This window comes from Pseudomonas fluorescens (assembly GCF_902497995.1).
Taxonomy (GTDB): domain Bacteria; phylum Pseudomonadota; class Gammaproteobacteria; order Pseudomonadales; family Pseudomonadaceae; genus Aquipseudomonas; species Aquipseudomonas fluorescens_BK.
In genome coordinates, this window is the sequence record NZ_CABVII010000029.1 from 34343 (window position 1) to 48924 (window position 14582).

Here is a 14582-nt window from a genome sequence, read left to right on the forward strand (position 1 = left end):
AACCTGTTGATAGTCTTCACGCAGCGCCTGCCCCTCAGGGGAGAGTCAAGGCATGCAGCAAGGCCTTGGCGTAACCGGGCAACGCGGCAAAGTCCCGGGCGCAGAGCAGGAGCTTGCGCTGGGCCCAAGGTTCTTGCAGGGCCAGGCACTTGAAGGGCGTTTCGCTGGGCCAGCGTTCGACCGCCGCAAGGGGCACGATCGCCAACCCCGCGCCACGGGCGACCATGCGCATCACCCCGTCGAAGCCGTCGGCGCGGATCCGGATCAGCAAGCGTACGCCTGCGTGCAGTGCCTGTTCTTCAAGGTATATCGCCAAGGCGCTATTGGCGTTCAGGCCGACGTAATCGTGGTGCATCGTGTCGCTGAAGCTCACGGATCCGGCGTCGGCCAAGGGATGATCGCGCGGCATGATCAGCACCAGTGGATCGTCGCGGAACGGGCGGGTCTGCAGGTCGTCTGTGTCTACGGCGTCGGACACGATACCGAGGTCTGCCGCGCCCTGGCGCAAGGCGTGGGTGATGCGGGTGCTGGGCAGTTCTTGCAGGTCGATGTCGAGGTTGGGGTGGCCGCGCAGGAAATCCGCAAGCAACTCAGGCAGGTACTCGGTGATCGCGGTGGTATTGCACAACAGGCGCACCTGGCCTTTGACGCCTTTGGCATAGTCGGCCAGGTCCTGCTGCAGGCGTTCGGCTTGTTGCAGTAAAACGCGAGCGTGTTGCGCCAAGGCCTTGCCGGCGGGTGTGGGGGTGACACCGCGGCGACCGCGCTGCAGAAACTCGATCCCCAGCGAAGCTTCCATGGCGCGGATGCGTGCGCTGGCTGCTGCCAGGGATAGATGACTGCGGGCAGCGCCGGCGGTGATGTTGCCGCAGTCGAGGATGTTGAGGTAGAGGCGCAGGTCGGTGAGGTCGAAGTGCATCTTTACAGCCTCTGGATGTTTGTTGTCTGGGCGGGCGCCTTCGCGGGCAAGCCTCGCTCCTACGGTGGATCTGCGTCGTACGCCACGTCTGTGGTCATGCGAATCCACTGTAGGAGCGAGGCTTGCCCGCGAAGGCGCCCGCAGCCGCACCGAAAATTCAAGCCTCTTTTAAAGCAAGAGGCAGCCTCAGTATATGACAGATTTCCAAGCGGCCAATTAAGGCTGACGATTGCCTCATGAATACTCTCGCCGCGTTCTACCAAAACCTCGGCCTGGCCCTGTCGTTAATGGTCATCGCCACCTTCCTGCTGGCCGGCATGATCAAGGGCGTCATCGGCCTCGGCCTGCCCACCATCGCCATGGGTCTGCTGGGTCTGGCTATGGCGCCGTCACAGGCTGCTGCACTGTTGATCATTCCCGCGACCCTCACCAACGTCTGGCAACTGGCCTTCGGCGGGCATTTACGGGGGCTGGTCAAACGGTTGTGGCCGATGCTGCTGGCAATCTTCATCGGCACGGGTGCCGGCACACTGTGGATCGGCATGGCGGGTGGTCACTGGGTGGTGCGGGGACTGGGGGCAGCGTTGTTGCTGTACGCGTCGAGCGGTTTGTTCCTGCCGCCCTTGCGCGCCAGCGGTAGCAGCGAGCGCTGGCTCGGTCCGCTTTGCGGCCTGGTGACGGGCGTTATCACTGCGGCCACCGGGGTCTTCGTGATTCCGGCGGTACCGTATCTGCAAGCGCTGGGTTTGAGCAAGGATGAACTGGTGCAGGCGCTGGGCCTGTCATTCACCGTCTCGACCCTGGCGTTGGCCGCCGGCCTGGCATGGCGCGGCGCCCTCGGCGGTGGCGAGTTGAGTGCGTCGTTGCTGGCGCTGATCCCGGCGGTGCTCGGCATGTTACTGGGGCAGTGGCTGCGCCAGCGGATCAGCGCCATGCTGTTCAAGCGAGTGTTCTTCATCGGCCTCGGCGTGCTCGGCGGCCACTTGCTGATCAGCGGGTAGCGGACGACGGACTGAGCATGTCGATGGCGCGGATCTCGAAATCCCGTTCCAGGTACTCCTCGCGCTGCTCGAGGAACTGCTTCATGTGCGGCAGGTTCGAGTGCACGTCCAGGTGAGCCTGGGACTGCCAGATCTCGTAGAAGATAAACAGCGTCGGGTCCTGTTTGTCGCGCAGCATGTGGTACTCGATGCAACCGGGTTCGGCGCGACTCGCTTGCACATATGCGCTGAAAAACGCTGCAAAGGCATCTGATTTTTCCGGGCGGGTCTTGGCGTGCAGAATGAAGCCTTGCATTTTACTCATCAGGAATGTCCTCAAGTTCAGAATAGGCACCGAGCTTAAGGCAACAATCGCTTATCGATTCGTGCGTATTGGTCAAATTAGTTTTGTGAATTCAGCGCTTATTCCGCGCGAGGCAGATCGATACTCTGCCGCCATCGAATTCCAACCTTGCGAGACCTCTCATGAAAAAAGTCCTGTTGCTCAATGGCGGCAAAAAGTTCGCCCACTCCGATGGCCGCTACAACGCCACCCTGCATGACGCTGCGCTGAGCGTGCTGGATCGCGGCGGCGTGGATGTGAAAGCCACTTTCATCGACGAGGGCTACGACGTCGCCGAAGAAGTCGCCAAATTCCTCTGGGCCGACGTGATCATTTATCAGATGCCCGGTTGGTGGATGGGCGCGCCCTGGACCGTCAAGAAATACATCGATGAAGTCTTCACCGAAGGCCACGGCAGCCTCTACGCCAGCGACGGCCGTACCCGTTCCGATGCCTCGCAAAAGTACGGCAGCGGCGGTCTGTTACAGGGTAAGCAGTACATGCTGTCGCTGACCTGGAACGCGCCGCAGCAAGCGTTCGACGACCCCACCGACTTCTTCGAAGCCAAGGGCGTGGACGCGGTGTACTTCCCGTTTCACAAGGCCAACGAATTCCTCGGCATGAGCGGCTTGCCGACCTTCCTGAGCGTTGACGTGATGAAACGCCCGAACATCGACGCCGATGTCGCGCGTTACGAGCAGCATTTGACCGAGGTGTTCGGCCTGCCGGCTTGAGGTTCCTTTTGCCCCGCATCCAGCTACTATCAAGCCAGTTTTGAATGAGGGGCATCCGTGAAAGCCAGATCCGATGAATTGCAGATTTTCGTCTGCGTGATCGAGTGCGGGTCGATTTCGGCCGCGGCCGAGCAGGTCGGGCAAACGCCTTCGGCGGTCAGTCGCACCTTGTCTCGGCTGGAGGCCAAGCTCGATACCACCCTGATCAACCGCACCACGCGGCGCATGGATCTGACCGAGGAGGGCAAGTACTTCTTCGAGCACGCCAAGCTGATTCTCGATCAGATGGACGAACTTGAAGAGCGCCTGTCCTCACGCCAGCAAACCCCGTCCGGGCGCCTGCGGATCAACGCCGCGTCGCCGTTCATGCTGCATGCCATCGTGCCGTATATCGATGAGTTCCGCAGGCTCTATCCGGACATCCAGCTCGAACTCAACAGCAACGACCTGATCATCGACCTGCTCGAGCAAAGCACCGACATCGCCATCCGCATCGGCACGCTGGCCGACTCGACCTTGCACGCCCGCTCCCTGGGATGCAGTCCGCTGCACATCGTCGCCAGCCCGGCGTACCTTGAAAAACACGGCGTACCGGTTGCAGTGGCGGATTTGTCCGGGCACACGCTACTGGGCTTTACCCAGAATGAAGGCCTCAACCAGTGGCCGCTGCGTTATGTGCACGGTGATCGCTGGCCGATCCAGGCGTCGATCAGCGCCTCGAGCGGCGAGACGATCCGGCACCTGGCGCTGGCAGGCCAGGGTATCGCCAGCCTGTCGCATTTCATGACGATCGAGGACATCCGCGCCGGGCGGCTGCAGGTGCTGCTGGCGGAATTCAACAGCTGCTATCGTCAGCCGATCAACGCGGTGTACTACCGTAACTCGCAACTGGCCCTGCGCATCCAGTGCTTCCTGGACTTCATCCAGGGCAAATTGGCGGATTACGCGATAGCGGACTTCAAGGGCTGATTCGTGATCCCTGCGCAAGAGTGAATTGGGCAACGCCGCCTGTTTCCCCAGGCATCGCTGCTCGATACTGGCTACATCACTTACTGACGCAGGGAGTTTCTCCATGAACGTATTCGTTACCGGCGCTGCCGGTTTTATTGGCGGCTCCATCGCCACCGGTCTGGTCCGGGCAGGTCACAAGGTTACCGGCCTGGTGCGTAGCACCGAACAAGCCAATGAGCTGAGCGCACTGGGCATCACCCCGGTGATCGGCACGCTTGACGACAGCGCACTGCTGGCCGAACAGGCCCGCGCTGCCGATGCCGTCATCAATGCCGCCAGCAGCGACCATCGCGGCGCAGTGGAAGCTTTGCTCGATGCGCTGCGCGGTTCCAACAAAGTGTTCCTGCATACCAGCGGGTCGAGCATCGTCGGCGATGCGTCGGGCGGTAAATCCAGCGACGTCGTCTATTACGAAGACAGCCTGCCGGAGCCGACGGTCGACAAGGCTGCGCGCGTGGCCATCGATAACCTGATCCTCGCCGCTGCCAAAGACGGAGTGAACTCGGCAGTGATCTGCAACACCCTGATCTACGGTCACAGTCTGGGCGTCAAACGCGACAGCGTGCAGTTGCCGCGCTTGCTCAAACAGGCACGCAAAAGTGGTGTGGTCCGGCATGTCGGCCCGGGTCAGAATATCTGGTCCAACGTGCACATCGAGGACGTGGTGTCCCTGTACCTGCTGGCGCTGACCAAAAACGTACCGGGCACCTTCTACTTCGTCGAAAGCGGTGAGGCGTCGTTCATCGACATGACGACTGCGATCGCCGAAGCGTTGAAGCTGGGTGCGCCGCAAGACTGGCCGCTGACAGAGGCCGAAGCCGAGTGGGGTTATGAAATGGCCAACTATGGCCTGGGGTCCAACAGCCGGGTTCGCGGCAAGCATGCGCGTGAACTGCTGGGCTGGGTGCCGAAGCGGACTTCGGTGGTTGAGTGGATTCGGGACGAGATGGTGTGAGTTCGCTCTAGACCGCGTCATCGTTCATCGCGGGCAAGCCACGCTCCCACAGGTATTGTGTCGTTCACGAAATTGGGGGACGACACAGAACCGGTGGGAGCGGGCTTGCTCGCGAAGGCGTTTTCAGCAGCCCGACAACTGGCCGGGCTGCTCTCAATTCCGTAACATCCGCACCCTATTTTCCGGCCATTCCCCCACGGCCAATATTTTGGGTAAACCATGAAACCAAAACGTCTGCGCGCCGATGTCCTGGCCGGACTCACCACCTCTTTCGCCTTGCTCCCCGAATGCATCGCCTTCGCCCTGGTTGCTCACCTCAATCCATTGATGGGCCTATACGGCGCGTTCATCATCTGCACCCTGACCGCGCTCTTCGGCGGGCGGCCGGGCATGGTCTCCGGCGCCGCCGGATCGATGGCGGTGGTGATCGTCGCGCTGGTGGTACAGCACGGTGTGCAGTACTTGCTGGCCACCGTGCTGTTGGGTGGCCTGATCATGCTGGCGTTCGGTCTGCTGCGACTCGGCAAACTGGTTCGCATGGTGCCGCACCCGGTGATGCTGGGCTTCGTCAACGGCCTGGCGATCATCATTGCCCTGGCCCAGCTGGAGCACTTCAAGAGCGGTGACGCCTGGCTGAGCGGGGCGCCGCTGTACCTGATGGCGGGGCTGGTGGTGCTGACGATGGCCATCGTCTACCTGCTGCCGCGGTTAACCCGTGCCGTGCCGCCGGCGCTGGTGGCGATTTTGAGCGTGGGCCTCGCGGTGTATCTGCTCGGCCTGCCAACCCGCACCCTGGGCGACATGGCACACATTGCCGGCGGCTTGCCGAGCTTTGCGCTGCCGGACATCCCCTGGAACCTGCAAACCCTGCACATCATCGCGCCTTACGCGATTTTGATGGCGCTGGTCGGCCTGCTGGAAACCCTGCTGACCCTGAACCTCACCGACGAGATCACCGAAAGCCGTGGCTACCCGGATCGCGAATGCGTCGCGCTGGGGGCGGCCAACATGGTTTCCGGTGTGTTCGGCGGCATGGGCGGCTGCGCGATGATCGGCCAGACCGTGATCAACCTCAGCTCCGGTGGTCGTGGCCGACTGTCCGGGGTGGTGGCCGGTGTGCTGATTCTGGTGTTCATCTTGTTTCTGTCGCCGCTGATCGAGCGCATCCCGCTGGCGGCACTGGTCGGGGTGATGTTCGTGGTGTCGCAGCAGACGTTCGCCTGGGCTTCGTTGCGGGTGGTGAACAAAGTGCCGCTGAACGATGTGTTGGTGATCATCGCCGTCACGGTGATTACGGTGTTCACCGATCTGGCCACTGCCGTACTCTGCGGGATCATCATCGCGGCGCTCAACTTCGCCTGGCAACAAGCCCGCGAGCTCTACGCCGACGCTCATCTCGAAGCCGACGGCAGCAAGCTGTATCACCTGCATGGCACGCTGTTCTTCGCCTCGACTGCACCTTTCCTCAATCAGTTCGACCCTGCCAACGACCCTGCGCACGTGACCCTGGACTGTCGTCACCTGAGATTCGTCGACTACTCGGCGATCGCCGCGCTGAAAACCCTGCGAGAGCGCTATGCCAGGGCCGGCAAGCATCTGCACGTGTTTCACCTGTCGGAGCGCTGCAAGCAAATGCTCAAGCGGGCAGGGGGCGAGCTGGGCTGATTTGACGGCTGAGTTGATTATTATGTGCTAGCCTGCAATCAATGATTTCATTGATTGCAGGAGGTGGCGTCATGGCCAGTATCACCATTCGTAATCTGGACGACACAATTAAAGAACAGCTGCGCATTGCCGCCGCTCACAATGGGCACTCCATGGAAGAAGAGGTCCGCCTGATTCTTGGGCGAGCGCTGGCTACCGTTGACCGAGCTGGAGGGCTTGGTAGCCGGATCCGCAATAGATTCAGGGATGTCGGTGGCGTGGACCTCGATTTGCCCCTGCGTTCAGAGAAAGCGACAGCAGTGGATTTCTCTGAATGATAGTGCTCGATACCAATATTCTTTCCGAGTTTATGCGGGCCGAACCTGAGGCTCGAGTAGTGGCCTGGATTGACCGGCAGCCAGCGATGGATCTGGCGATCAGCGCAGTGACAGTGGCAGAAATACTTCATGGAATTGCCCGCTTACCTTACGGAAAGCGCAAGCAAAAACTTGAAGCTCATGCGATGGAGATGTTCGAAGAGGATTTCGCCGGAAGGATATTGCCTTTTGATGTTCATGCCGCCGTCGAGTACGCGACGCTGGTAGCGGGTTGCGAAGCACAGGGGCGAGCGGCGTCCATGGCTGATGCGCAAATTGCTGCAATATGCCGGACTCACGGCGCACCGATCGCCACCCGCAATGTTCGGGATTTCGAGTTCCCCGGGATTGAGGTGATCAATCCGTGGGAAACCTGACACGGGAAGATGATCGTTCCCACCATAGCGTGGGAACGATCAGGTGCTTTTAAAGCCGAAAGTGGCTGACCATCATCTGCAACTGATTGCCCAATCGCGCCAGTTCCACACTGGACGCAGCGGTTTCGTCGCTGGCGGCGGCAGTCTGTTCAGATACGTCGCGCACGTTGATGATGCTGCGGCTGATCTCTTCGGCCACGGCGCTTTGCTGCTCGGCGGCGGCCGCGAGCTTCGCCGTCAGCGGCAGCCGCTGCCTGGGAGGCTTCTTCAGCGTTGCGCGCGACCTCCTGCACCGTGGCGCCAGCAAGGTTAGGTAGCTGGTTTGTATCGGCAGCATGCCTGGTAACTGAAGATCAAAAGATCGCAGCCTCGTTTCACTCGTCAGCTCAGAACGCGCACCCTGTAGGCGCTGTCGAGCGAAGCGAGGCTATGATCTCTTGATGTTGTTCTTAAGCTTTTTTTCACAACCCTTTCACTCCCAGCCAACGCGCGCCTCTCTACCCTCGCGGCATCGTATGACAACGTTGCATGCCAGCGGGGCGGCTTGATGTGGAATTGAGACTGAGTCTGTTCGGGATTAAACGCACTTTCGATCTGAGCCGTTTGGCCCGCTATCGCAACGGGGCTGTGGTGCTGGCCTCGGCGCTGTTGGTGATGCCGTTGACGGTATTTCTGTTGCGACCCGCCGCCGTGCCGGACCTGGCCGACGGTAATGTGGCCGGCGCCCGTGCGTTGGCGGCCGGCTGGGCCAAAGGTGACATGATCGTGCTGGTGCGCCACGTCGAGCGTTGCGATCACTCCTCGGCAGCCTGCCTGAGCGGCAATGACGGCATCACCGATCGTTCCCGTAGCGTGGCAGTGGCGCTCGGTACACAGTTCCAGCAACTGGGCTTGAGCAAGGCCGACATCTACAACAGCCCGGTGCTTCGTACCGCTCAGACCGCCGGCTATATGTTCAATAAGGTCAGTTTCGGTGAAGACTGGTTGATCAATTGCAAGGGCACCATGCTGCGCGATGCCCTGGCGCACAAAAAGGCCGGGCGCAACCTGATACTGGTGACCCACAGTGAATGCATGTCGCAACTCCTGAAAGACCTCGAGTTGCCAAGCTCGACCCTGGGTTACGGCGCTTCCTTGTTCATTTTGGCCGAATCGTTACAGGCACCGCGCATGCTCGGTTTCATCGAAGCCTCGGACTGGCGCTCGGTGACCGGCGAATGACTTCACTTTCTCGATCAGGTCGCTCAATGCTGACTTCCTCCCGCTCGCGTTTCTACTGGGTGAACTTCGGTATCCCGCTGACTTGTGCGGTCGTGGTTTTCCTGCTGTTCGACCTCACCAGAATCGACATCGCCTTCAACGATCTTTTTTATGACCCGGTGACGCAGACGTTTCCGTTGGATCATGTGCATTTGTTCGAAAAGATCACCCACAAATGGGCGCGGATCATTCCGAACTGGACCGGCGAGATAGCCATCCTCGGCGCCTTGCTGTCGTTTCTCTGGCCGCGTCTGAACGCTGAAAAGCATTCGAAAATCATCGCGTTTCTGGAAAAGATCAAGGCCGCGCCGGTGCTGCGATTTGCCAGCAGGCATCGGCGTGATTTCCTGTATGTGGTGTTCGCGTTTTCCATCAGCACGGGCGTCATCCACTACCTCAAGGGCCATACCAGTGTGTATTGTCCGATCGAAACGACCCAGTACGGGGGCAAGGTTGAACACAAGGAGTGGTACCAGAATTTCGATCTGCTGAACGTTGCAGGCAGTGGGCGTTGCTGGCCGGGGGGTCATGCCTCGGGTGGTTTTACGATGCTGGCGTTGTACTTCATCGCGCGCCGCTACCGCTGGCGCCATTCCAAAGCGGTGCTGTACGGCTCGCTGGCGCTCGGTTTCGTCTACGGCACGACGCGGGTTCTGCAAGGCTGGCACTACATGTCCCACACCTTTTGGGCCGGGATCTTCGTGTGGCTGGCGTGTTTGCTGACGGCGCTGGCGTTCTATGGGCGAGCGCGGCTGGAATTGCCGGTTTTGCAGGCTGAAGAATCGGCGTTGGTGGCTCAGACTCAGCCCGTCAATTGAGATGGATTTTCGCGGGCAAGCCCGCTCCTACAAGGGATCTGCGGCGAACGAGAAGTCCGGGTTCGGCAGCGATCAAGTGTGGGAGCGGGTTTGCCCGCGATGAACGATAACGCGGTTCACCTGACTGAACGCCTGCCTACCCCTGCGGATCGACGTTATCCAATGCCCGGTTCACGGCCAATTCCGCCAGCATGATGATCTGCGCAATGGCCAGTGCGGTGTTGCGCTGCGGACCGCTCAGGTAGGTGGCGAAATCATTGGCCATGACGTTGGCTGAAGCCAAAGACTCGCAGGCGTTGGCGAGCAGGGTTTCAGTGTCCATGTCCGGGACGACCATGAAGAGGCTATTGGGGCGGTAGGGCCTGGCGGTTTCGAAGGGGGATCGGGGGTCAATTTATCCATGTGAGAACTCCTACTGAAATGGGAGCCATCACTTGCCGGATCTCAAGCGGCGAAGAGGTGGCAGCTATGTGCAGTGTGAGATCACCGGTAGTAGGCACCCGGCCAGACCGAAGTCTGCCCGCACACAGCCGCCATAACGCATTCCTGGCAGCGGATAAGCTGGCGCCAATTATGAAGGCACTGGCGCTAGATGCATACTTTTTGCCGGGATCTCACACCCGATCACTGAGTATTCAGCGACTGCCAAAGGTTATTGAGCGGGCTTCCGACCGACAACCTGAAAGACCTGTGGGATTTTTCTTCTGGTTTTCTTCGTACGTAGGACATGTCACGCAGGACACCGAGACCAGCCCTGGTCAGGTGTTTCATGACGATCAGTGGAAAAACTCAAACCACCAAGGGCAGGGTCACTAGGCGTGATTTGCGTCAGAGGAAGGCAGTTATCGGATTACCGAATGAAGCTGACCATTCAAAAAGACAAAAAAAAGCCCGCGGGAGGGCGGGCAAACCGTAGTTTCTTGAAGAGCGAGCGCAATGTACCGGTTGCCGAGGCTCGGCGGGGTGAAGAAAAATTCATCTGTGCGGCCCTCCCATAACCAGGCGCGCTTGCCCATCCGCTACCTCTGAGGTCAGGGGTTGTACTTTTAGCTGACGGCCGAAAGGCTGAATCACCGATGACGTTGCAACAGAAGAGCGATTCGGAGATCGCTTAAATGTTCAGTATGCGATACATTTGATTGTAAATGTAATGGTAAGCGAACATGGACTACACTCTATTGGCCTCGCGGCTCGGCAAACAAATACGCGAAAAACGTATGAATCGTGGTCACACGCAAGCAACACTGGCCGAGCTCGCAGGGTTGACGCGGCAGAAAGTCATTGCCGTCGAGAAGGGCTCCCTTACTGTGAGCATGGTGGCGTATGCGCGTGTATTAGGCGCATTGGATTGTGAGTTCACCGTTGTTCCAGCGGCCATGCCGACCCTTGAAGAACTTGAAGAACTGTTCTGAATGAAAATGACCTCACTTTTCGTCAGCACTCCTGAAGGGCGCAGCGGCCGGATCTTCACCAGCGCGGCGGACTTCATTTTCCGCTACGACGAAGATGCATTGCCGGAGATGGCAATCAGTTTGTCGATGCCTGTGCGACCTGAGGAGTTCCGCCGACGAGACCTGCACCCAATCTTTCAGATGAATCTGCCGGAAGGGTATGTGCTGGAACAGTTACGTAATCGCCTGGCCAAGACCGTGAACGTCGATCCCATGCTGTTGCTTGCGCTTTCCGGTAGCAGCTCACCCATCGGCAGGGTCCAGGTGCGTTCGCAAGCCGTAGATGCCCTGCTTGGAGAACAGACATTTCCCGGAGAACGACTCGAAGAGATTCTGACGTGGGACGGTGCGGAAGATATCTTTGCCGACCTGCTTGATCGCTACATCCTGCGGGCCGGTATTTCAGGTGTCCAACCCAAGGTGTTGGTGCCTGAACAGCAGGAGACCGACTTGCCACGAGTCACTTCGAAAACCTCGGACCTGATCATCAAGAGTGGCCGTGACGAGTTCCCTGGCCTGGCGATCAACGAGTTCCTTTGCATGTCGATTGCCAAGGAGGCGGGCATTCCCGTCCCTGAATTTTACCTTTCCGACAACGCCAGATTGTTTGTCATGCGCCGCTTTGATCGAGACGCTCAACTCAACCCGATCGGCTTCGAGGACATGGCGGCACTCATGGGGTTGTCGGCCGATCAGAAATACAGCAAAAGCTACGCGGCAATCGCCAAGGTTATTCGGCTGTTTTGCCCTGCGCAGTACCTGCGGTCCTCACTGGATCAGCTTTTCGATAGCGTTGCCCTGAGCTGCATCGTCGGAAACGGCGATGCGCATCTCAAGAACTATGGGTTGCTCTACTCGGAGCCTACGCAACGCGATGCTCGCCTGGCGCCGGCTTATGACATCGTCAATACCACTGCTTACATCCCGGATGATGTTCTTGCGTTGGATCTGGCAGGCAACAAATCATTGTTTGCTTCTCGCCAAGGGTTGCTGGAGTTCGCGCAGACATGTGAGATTGAACAGCCTGAATTGCGCATTCAGAAGATTCTGGCAGCACTTGAAGCGGTCCTTGAGCGTTATCCCCAGCATCGGGAACAGGCACCTCATGTGGTCAGTGCGATTCAAAAAGCAGCGGCGCCATTTGCCCTGACTTTTGGATAGCGACGTTGCAGGGGCGGCTCTACATAAGTGGACCTCAATGCCGACAGACAGGAATTCAAGGCACTGTGGAACTGGATCAATCGCAAGGCGGCCTACAGCGTCAACTTCGATTCAGCGGAACTGACTGAGAAAGCAAGGCCGCAGATAAGCTGAAGCGCCACATTTACAATTCCGCGTGGAGCGAAGCGATCATTTGATCAAAGGCCTCCACCGCATACCTTCCATCAAGGTTTTCCAAAGCTGGCATTTCTGAAGGGAAGCCGAATCTCACTCTGCCTGGAAGTACCTTGTCGAGGGCTGAGTACCAGTCCAAAAGAGCAGTTTGGAGGCGCACGTGTAGCTCGAATTTGCCCCTTCGGCGGGTCGAGTCTGCCTGAGCGCGCTGTCGCGCAAGCTGTGGATCGATCCGGCCAACAATGTAACAGTCGGCAAAACCGATCCGCCCTTGTGCGATAGTTTCTCTTGTGGCCGCCAATTCCAATCGCCAGTCGTGTTCGCTTGCCTCACCGATCTGCCAGAGGCTCCAAATGTAGTGGAGCTTGAGGGGGTCGCTATCGCACAGAGCCCACGAATATTTTTCTTCCATGATGAGTGCCGCCTGCCAGCGATCTACGTTTCGCTCGGCCCAGAAAGTTGCCGCTCCGACTGGATCTTTCAGACGATCCGGCTCGTCCTCAATACGTCCATGTTCAGGAATGACATGTTGTCCTCCATATCTTGCGCACCAGGTGGTTTTCCCGCTGGCGCTGATACCATCGACAACCAAAATCATCGTTCTGACTACTCCATAAATTACGTCATTCTGCCGCCCGTTTACCGCTGCGTAGCGATCCGGCAAACAACCCGTTCGAACGGCCAAGCGCCCTGGGCCGGATCTGGTTCTCGACCTGGTTGTCGTCGGTATGCGTCTGCCCAACACTTCTTACTTAGTGATCAGCGTCTGTCCGGGAGCAGGAACTCTACTTCGTAGATTCCCCGTGCCGCACGGATGGTCACAGGGTGTGTGACTGGCCTCAGGTCACTCACTCCGAGGGGGTCGGTGACTTCGCAGCGCTTGGATAAATCGAGGGTGTCGGTTGCCAAATCCGGCGAGGAGTCCGGTGGACTGGGACTGAGTTTTTTCCCTCCAAAAAATTGTCTCAGTATTGCGTCACCTGAAAAACCCTCAACACCCACCCGGCCTCCCCTGGGATCAACCTGTACTGAACCTGCCGCATTTTTCCCGTCCGCTCCGCACCGGCGTCAGCATCTTCATAGACCGGAAACCGCTGCACCAACGCATTTTCCATCAGAGCAAACTCATCCTCGCCTTGGTAACCCTCTGCAATTTTCGGGTTGTCACTGACAGGTGGCAGATAAATCTCGCTGAGCGACTTCTTGCGGTTAGCGGAGTAGGCAACGAGCTCACCCGCCATCCCGCGCCCCGGTGATCTGACGAAGACGTAAATCTCGGGTGAGCCGTCGCGATCAAGGTCCGCGACCTGCGCCCGAACGATGTTGCCGGCAAGGGGGTGAGCCACCTTCGAGTTATCGATTTCCAGCCCTTGGGGTGCGATGTAGAGCACACGGTTTCCATCGACCAACGCCGTCGTCACATGAAAACGAATGCCCTGCAAATCGAGTGTTTGGTCGAATGGCTGGATGCTGTCCCTGACCTCATCGACAAGGCTCGACGAAAGGTTTTGCGCTGTGAGCGGGCCTTTGATGGATTGGGTGACCGTCACGGCTTCGGCGCCGTTATTGAAAGGGATTTCGACACTAGGTGCGACTTCGGCGGTGGCGTGTGCAGCCAAAGAAACCATGGCAGCGAAGGCGGCTGAAATCCAGGCAATCATGTTCATCTTCCTGAATGCTTCTGTTCGGTGTTGTTGTCCACCAGATGAAACAGCAGCATAGATGGTGTAGCGGCAAGTACCTCGACTCTAACGTTGCAGCAGTTCATCTAAGGTCACGGTGTGCTTGAAATGATGTTCCCAAAGCCTGACTCCTAAACCACCGGTGCGATCCAGCGATGACCCCACCGTCAAATCCGTAATCAACGTCGGCTGCAACCCCGCATCGAATAATGCAAACCCGGCCGCCAGGCAGCAGGTTTCGGTTTGCAGGCCGCACACCAATACCCGTTCCACCTTCAGGCTTTGCAAATACTCGACAAAAAGGGGGGACGGATCTATTTAGTGCCACCACTTTTTTGTCTGTCACCTTTGTCATTCAAGATGTAAGGCTGCGAAACCAGATAAAACAATCATAAAAAATGCGCGACCTCAGTGAGGTCGCCCATTTTCTTTTCTACGTCTATATCTGCGTTTTCAATCGCCGCCCAACGACGTCCAACAAATCGCAGCCGTCGCGCAGTGAGGTGACCAACACCCGCGCCAGTTCACTGTGAACGTTTTCGTTTACGGTGAAGCTCTCCAGCAATTGGGTTGCTGTGCGGATGCGGTAGGCCGCGGTTTCGTGCAAAACGTCCAGCGGCGCTTCGGTGTCGATCAACAGCGATGGAATGCTGCAATCGATGCCGGTAACCGGCATGTATCGATCCATGGCACAAA

Annotated in this window: 17 protein-coding genes and 4 pseudogenes; 12 read left to right on the plus strand and 9 right to left on the minus strand. The window is 58.5% G+C overall.

The window, feature by feature from the left end; genetic code table 11:
* Positions 1–34: 34 nt before the first annotated feature.
* Positions 35–919 (minus strand): LysR substrate-binding domain-containing protein, encoded by an 885-nt coding sequence (locus tag F8N80_RS26485; RefSeq protein WP_150785031.1) that lies wholly within the window; start codon positions 917–919, stop codon positions 35–37.
* Between the two features lie 236 nt (positions 920–1155).
* On the opposite strand from F8N80_RS26485, the gene F8N80_RS26490 reads away from it, so the two are divergent.
* Positions 1156–1920: a sulfite exporter TauE/SafE family protein gene (locus F8N80_RS26490; protein WP_150785032.1), complete on the plus strand. Its 765-nt coding sequence runs from the start codon at positions 1156–1158 to the stop codon at positions 1918–1920.
* On the opposite strand, the gene F8N80_RS26495 is transcribed toward F8N80_RS26490, so the two are convergent.
* Positions 1910–2224 carry a putative quinol monooxygenase gene (locus F8N80_RS26495; RefSeq protein WP_150748567.1) on the minus strand — a complete coding sequence of 105 codons (315 nt, stop codon included), beginning with the start codon at positions 2222–2224 and terminating at the stop codon, positions 1910–1912. The two genes, F8N80_RS26490 and F8N80_RS26495, sit on opposite strands and share 11 nt — an antisense overlap.
* Positions 2225–2385: 161 nt before the next feature.
* Between F8N80_RS26495 and F8N80_RS26500 the strand changes: the two genes are divergently transcribed.
* The 6 genes from F8N80_RS26500 (at position 2386) to F8N80_RS26525 (ending at position 7340) form a co-directional block, all read left to right on the plus strand.
* On the plus strand, positions 2386–2976 hold the full coding sequence (locus F8N80_RS26500; RefSeq protein WP_150785033.1) for an NAD(P)H-dependent oxidoreductase: 591 nt from the start codon (positions 2386–2388) through the stop codon (positions 2974–2976).
* Positions 2977–3033: 57 nt separating this feature from the next.
* Positions 3034–3945, plus strand: coding sequence for a LysR family transcriptional regulator (locus tag F8N80_RS26505; protein ID WP_150785034.1), 912 nt, complete (start codon positions 3034–3036; stop codon positions 3943–3945).
* Positions 3946–4048: 103 nt separating this feature from the next.
* Positions 4049–4942 (plus strand): NAD-dependent epimerase/dehydratase family protein, encoded by an 894-nt coding sequence (locus F8N80_RS26510; RefSeq protein WP_150785035.1) that lies wholly within the window; start codon positions 4049–4051, stop codon positions 4940–4942.
* 219 nt (positions 4943–5161) lie between these two features.
* Positions 5162–6607: a SulP family inorganic anion transporter gene (locus F8N80_RS26515; protein ID WP_150785036.1), complete on the plus strand. Its 1446-nt coding sequence runs from the start codon at positions 5162–5164 to the stop codon at positions 6605–6607.
* A gap of 71 nt (positions 6608–6678) precedes the next feature.
* Positions 6679–6924: a FitA-like ribbon-helix-helix domain-containing protein gene (locus tag F8N80_RS26520; RefSeq protein ID WP_150748572.1), complete on the plus strand. Its 246-nt coding sequence runs from the start codon at positions 6679–6681 to the stop codon at positions 6922–6924.
* Positions 6921–7340: a type II toxin-antitoxin system VapC family toxin gene (locus tag F8N80_RS26525; RefSeq protein ID WP_150748573.1), complete on the plus strand. Its 420-nt coding sequence runs from the start codon at positions 6921–6923 to the stop codon at positions 7338–7340. Before F8N80_RS26520 ends, F8N80_RS26525 begins: the two co-directional genes overlap by 4 nt.
* Positions 7341–7389: 49 nt before the next feature.
* Here the strand turns inward: F8N80_RS26525 and F8N80_RS26530 are convergent.
* Positions 7390–7569 (minus strand): annotated as a pseudogene (locus F8N80_RS26530) (hypothetical protein); the annotation flags it as partial.
* A 320-nt stretch (positions 7570–7889) separates the two neighbouring features.
* Here F8N80_RS26530 and F8N80_RS26535 point away from each other — a divergent pair.
* Together F8N80_RS26535 and F8N80_RS26540 are read left to right on the plus strand one after the other, a co-directional pair.
* The gene (locus F8N80_RS26535) at positions 7890–8561 is read left to right on the plus strand and encodes a histidine phosphatase family protein (protein WP_150748574.1); all 672 of its coding nucleotides are present in this window, start codon (positions 7890–7892) and stop codon (positions 8559–8561) included.
* Positions 8562–8587: 26 nt separating this feature from the next.
* Positions 8588–9418, plus strand: a complete 831-nt coding sequence (locus F8N80_RS26540; protein ID WP_150748575.1) for a phosphatase PAP2 family protein — start codon at positions 8588–8590, stop codon at positions 9416–9418.
* 136 nt (positions 9419–9554) lie between these two features.
* Here F8N80_RS26540 and F8N80_RS26545 read toward each other — a convergent pair.
* Positions 9555–9749: pseudogene (locus F8N80_RS26545) on the minus strand (DUF6124 family protein); the annotation flags it as partial.
* A gap of 526 nt (positions 9750–10275) precedes the next feature.
* Between F8N80_RS26545 and F8N80_RS31270 the strand changes: the two are divergent.
* The 3 genes from F8N80_RS31270 (at position 10276) to F8N80_RS26555 (ending at position 12030) form a co-directional block, all read left to right on the plus strand.
* Entirely contained in the window at positions 10276–10416 is a 141-nt protein-coding gene (locus F8N80_RS31270; RefSeq protein WP_191632987.1) for a hypothetical protein, read from the plus strand.
* Positions 10417–10581: 165 nt separating this feature from the next.
* The gene (locus tag F8N80_RS26550) at positions 10582–10830 is read left to right on the plus strand and encodes a helix-turn-helix transcriptional regulator (protein ID WP_150748577.1); all 249 of its coding nucleotides are present in this window, start codon (positions 10582–10584) and stop codon (positions 10828–10830) included.
* Positions 10831–12030, plus strand: a complete 1200-nt coding sequence (locus F8N80_RS26555; RefSeq protein ID WP_150785037.1) for a type II toxin-antitoxin system HipA family toxin — start codon at positions 10831–10833, stop codon at positions 12028–12030.
* 163 nt (positions 12031–12193) lie between these two features.
* On the opposite strand, the gene F8N80_RS26560 is transcribed toward F8N80_RS26555, so the two are convergent.
* The 5 genes and pseudogenes from F8N80_RS26560 to F8N80_RS26580 all read right to left on the minus strand — a co-directional run bounded on the left by F8N80_RS26560 (position 12194) and on the right by F8N80_RS26580 (position 14574).
* Positions 12194–12802, minus strand: a complete 609-nt coding sequence (locus tag F8N80_RS26560) for a hypothetical protein (RefSeq protein ID WP_150785038.1) — start codon at positions 12800–12802, stop codon at positions 12194–12196.
* A gap of 31 nt (positions 12803–12833) precedes the next feature.
* A pseudogene (locus F8N80_RS26565) lies at positions 12834–12932 on the minus strand (IS66 family transposase); the annotation flags it as partial.
* A gap of 237 nt (positions 12933–13169) precedes the next feature.
* Positions 13170–13865: a hypothetical protein gene (locus tag F8N80_RS26570; RefSeq protein WP_150785039.1), complete on the minus strand. Its 696-nt coding sequence runs from the start codon at positions 13863–13865 to the stop codon at positions 13170–13172.
* An 87-nt stretch (positions 13866–13952) separates the two neighbouring features.
* Positions 13953–14177: pseudogene (locus F8N80_RS26575) on the minus strand (isochorismatase family protein); the annotation flags it as partial.
* Positions 14178–14325: 148 nt separating this feature from the next.
* Entirely contained in the window at positions 14326–14574 is a 249-nt protein-coding gene (locus F8N80_RS26580; protein ID WP_150785040.1) for a hypothetical protein, read from the minus strand.
* Positions 14575–14582: the final 8 nt, after the last annotated feature.

Excerpts from the sequence above, each read along its gene's own strand:
- F8N80_RS26525 (WP_150748573.1), top strand. The coding sequence starts at position 6,921 with ATGATAGTGCTCGATACCAATATTCTTTCCGAGTTTATGCGGGCCGAA.
- F8N80_RS26495 (WP_150748567.1), bottom strand. The coding sequence starts at position 2,224 with ATGAGTAAAATGCAAGGCTTCATTCTGCACGCCAAGACCCGCCCGGAA.
- F8N80_RS26500 (WP_150785033.1), top strand. The coding sequence starts at position 2,386 with ATGAAAAAAGTCCTGTTGCTCAATGGCGGCAAAAAGTTCGCCCACTCC.
- F8N80_RS26490 (WP_150785032.1), top strand. The coding sequence starts at position 1,156 with ATGAATACTCTCGCCGCGTTCTACCAAAACCTCGGCCTGGCCCTGTCG.
- F8N80_RS26485 (WP_150785031.1), bottom strand. The coding sequence starts at position 919 with ATGCACTTCGACCTCACCGACCTGCGCCTCTACCTCAACATCCTCGAC.
- F8N80_RS26540 (WP_150748575.1), top strand. The coding sequence starts at position 8,588 with ATGCTGACTTCCTCCCGCTCGCGTTTCTACTGGGTGAACTTCGGTATC.
- F8N80_RS26560 (WP_150785038.1), bottom strand. The coding sequence starts at position 12,802 with ATGATTTTGGTTGTCGATGGTATCAGCGCCAGCGGGAAAACCACCTGG.
- F8N80_RS31270 (WP_191632987.1), top strand. The coding sequence starts at position 10,276 with ATGAAGCTGACCATTCAAAAAGACAAAAAAAAGCCCGCGGGAGGGCGG.
- F8N80_RS26515 (WP_150785036.1), top strand. The coding sequence starts at position 5,162 with ATGAAACCAAAACGTCTGCGCGCCGATGTCCTGGCCGGACTCACCACC.
- F8N80_RS26580 (WP_150785040.1), bottom strand. The coding sequence starts at position 14,574 with ATGGATCGATACATGCCGGTTACCGGCATCGATTGCAGCATTCCATCG.
- F8N80_RS26520 (WP_150748572.1), top strand. The coding sequence starts at position 6,679 with ATGGCCAGTATCACCATTCGTAATCTGGACGACACAATTAAAGAACAG.
- F8N80_RS26555 (WP_150785037.1), top strand. The coding sequence starts at position 10,831 with ATGAAAATGACCTCACTTTTCGTCAGCACTCCTGAAGGGCGCAGCGGC.
- F8N80_RS26570 (WP_150785039.1), bottom strand. The coding sequence starts at position 13,865 with ATGATTGCCTGGATTTCAGCCGCCTTCGCTGCCATGGTTTCTTTGGCT.
- F8N80_RS26510 (WP_150785035.1), top strand. The coding sequence starts at position 4,049 with ATGAACGTATTCGTTACCGGCGCTGCCGGTTTTATTGGCGGCTCCATC.
- F8N80_RS26550 (WP_150748577.1), top strand. The coding sequence starts at position 10,582 with ATGGACTACACTCTATTGGCCTCGCGGCTCGGCAAACAAATACGCGAA.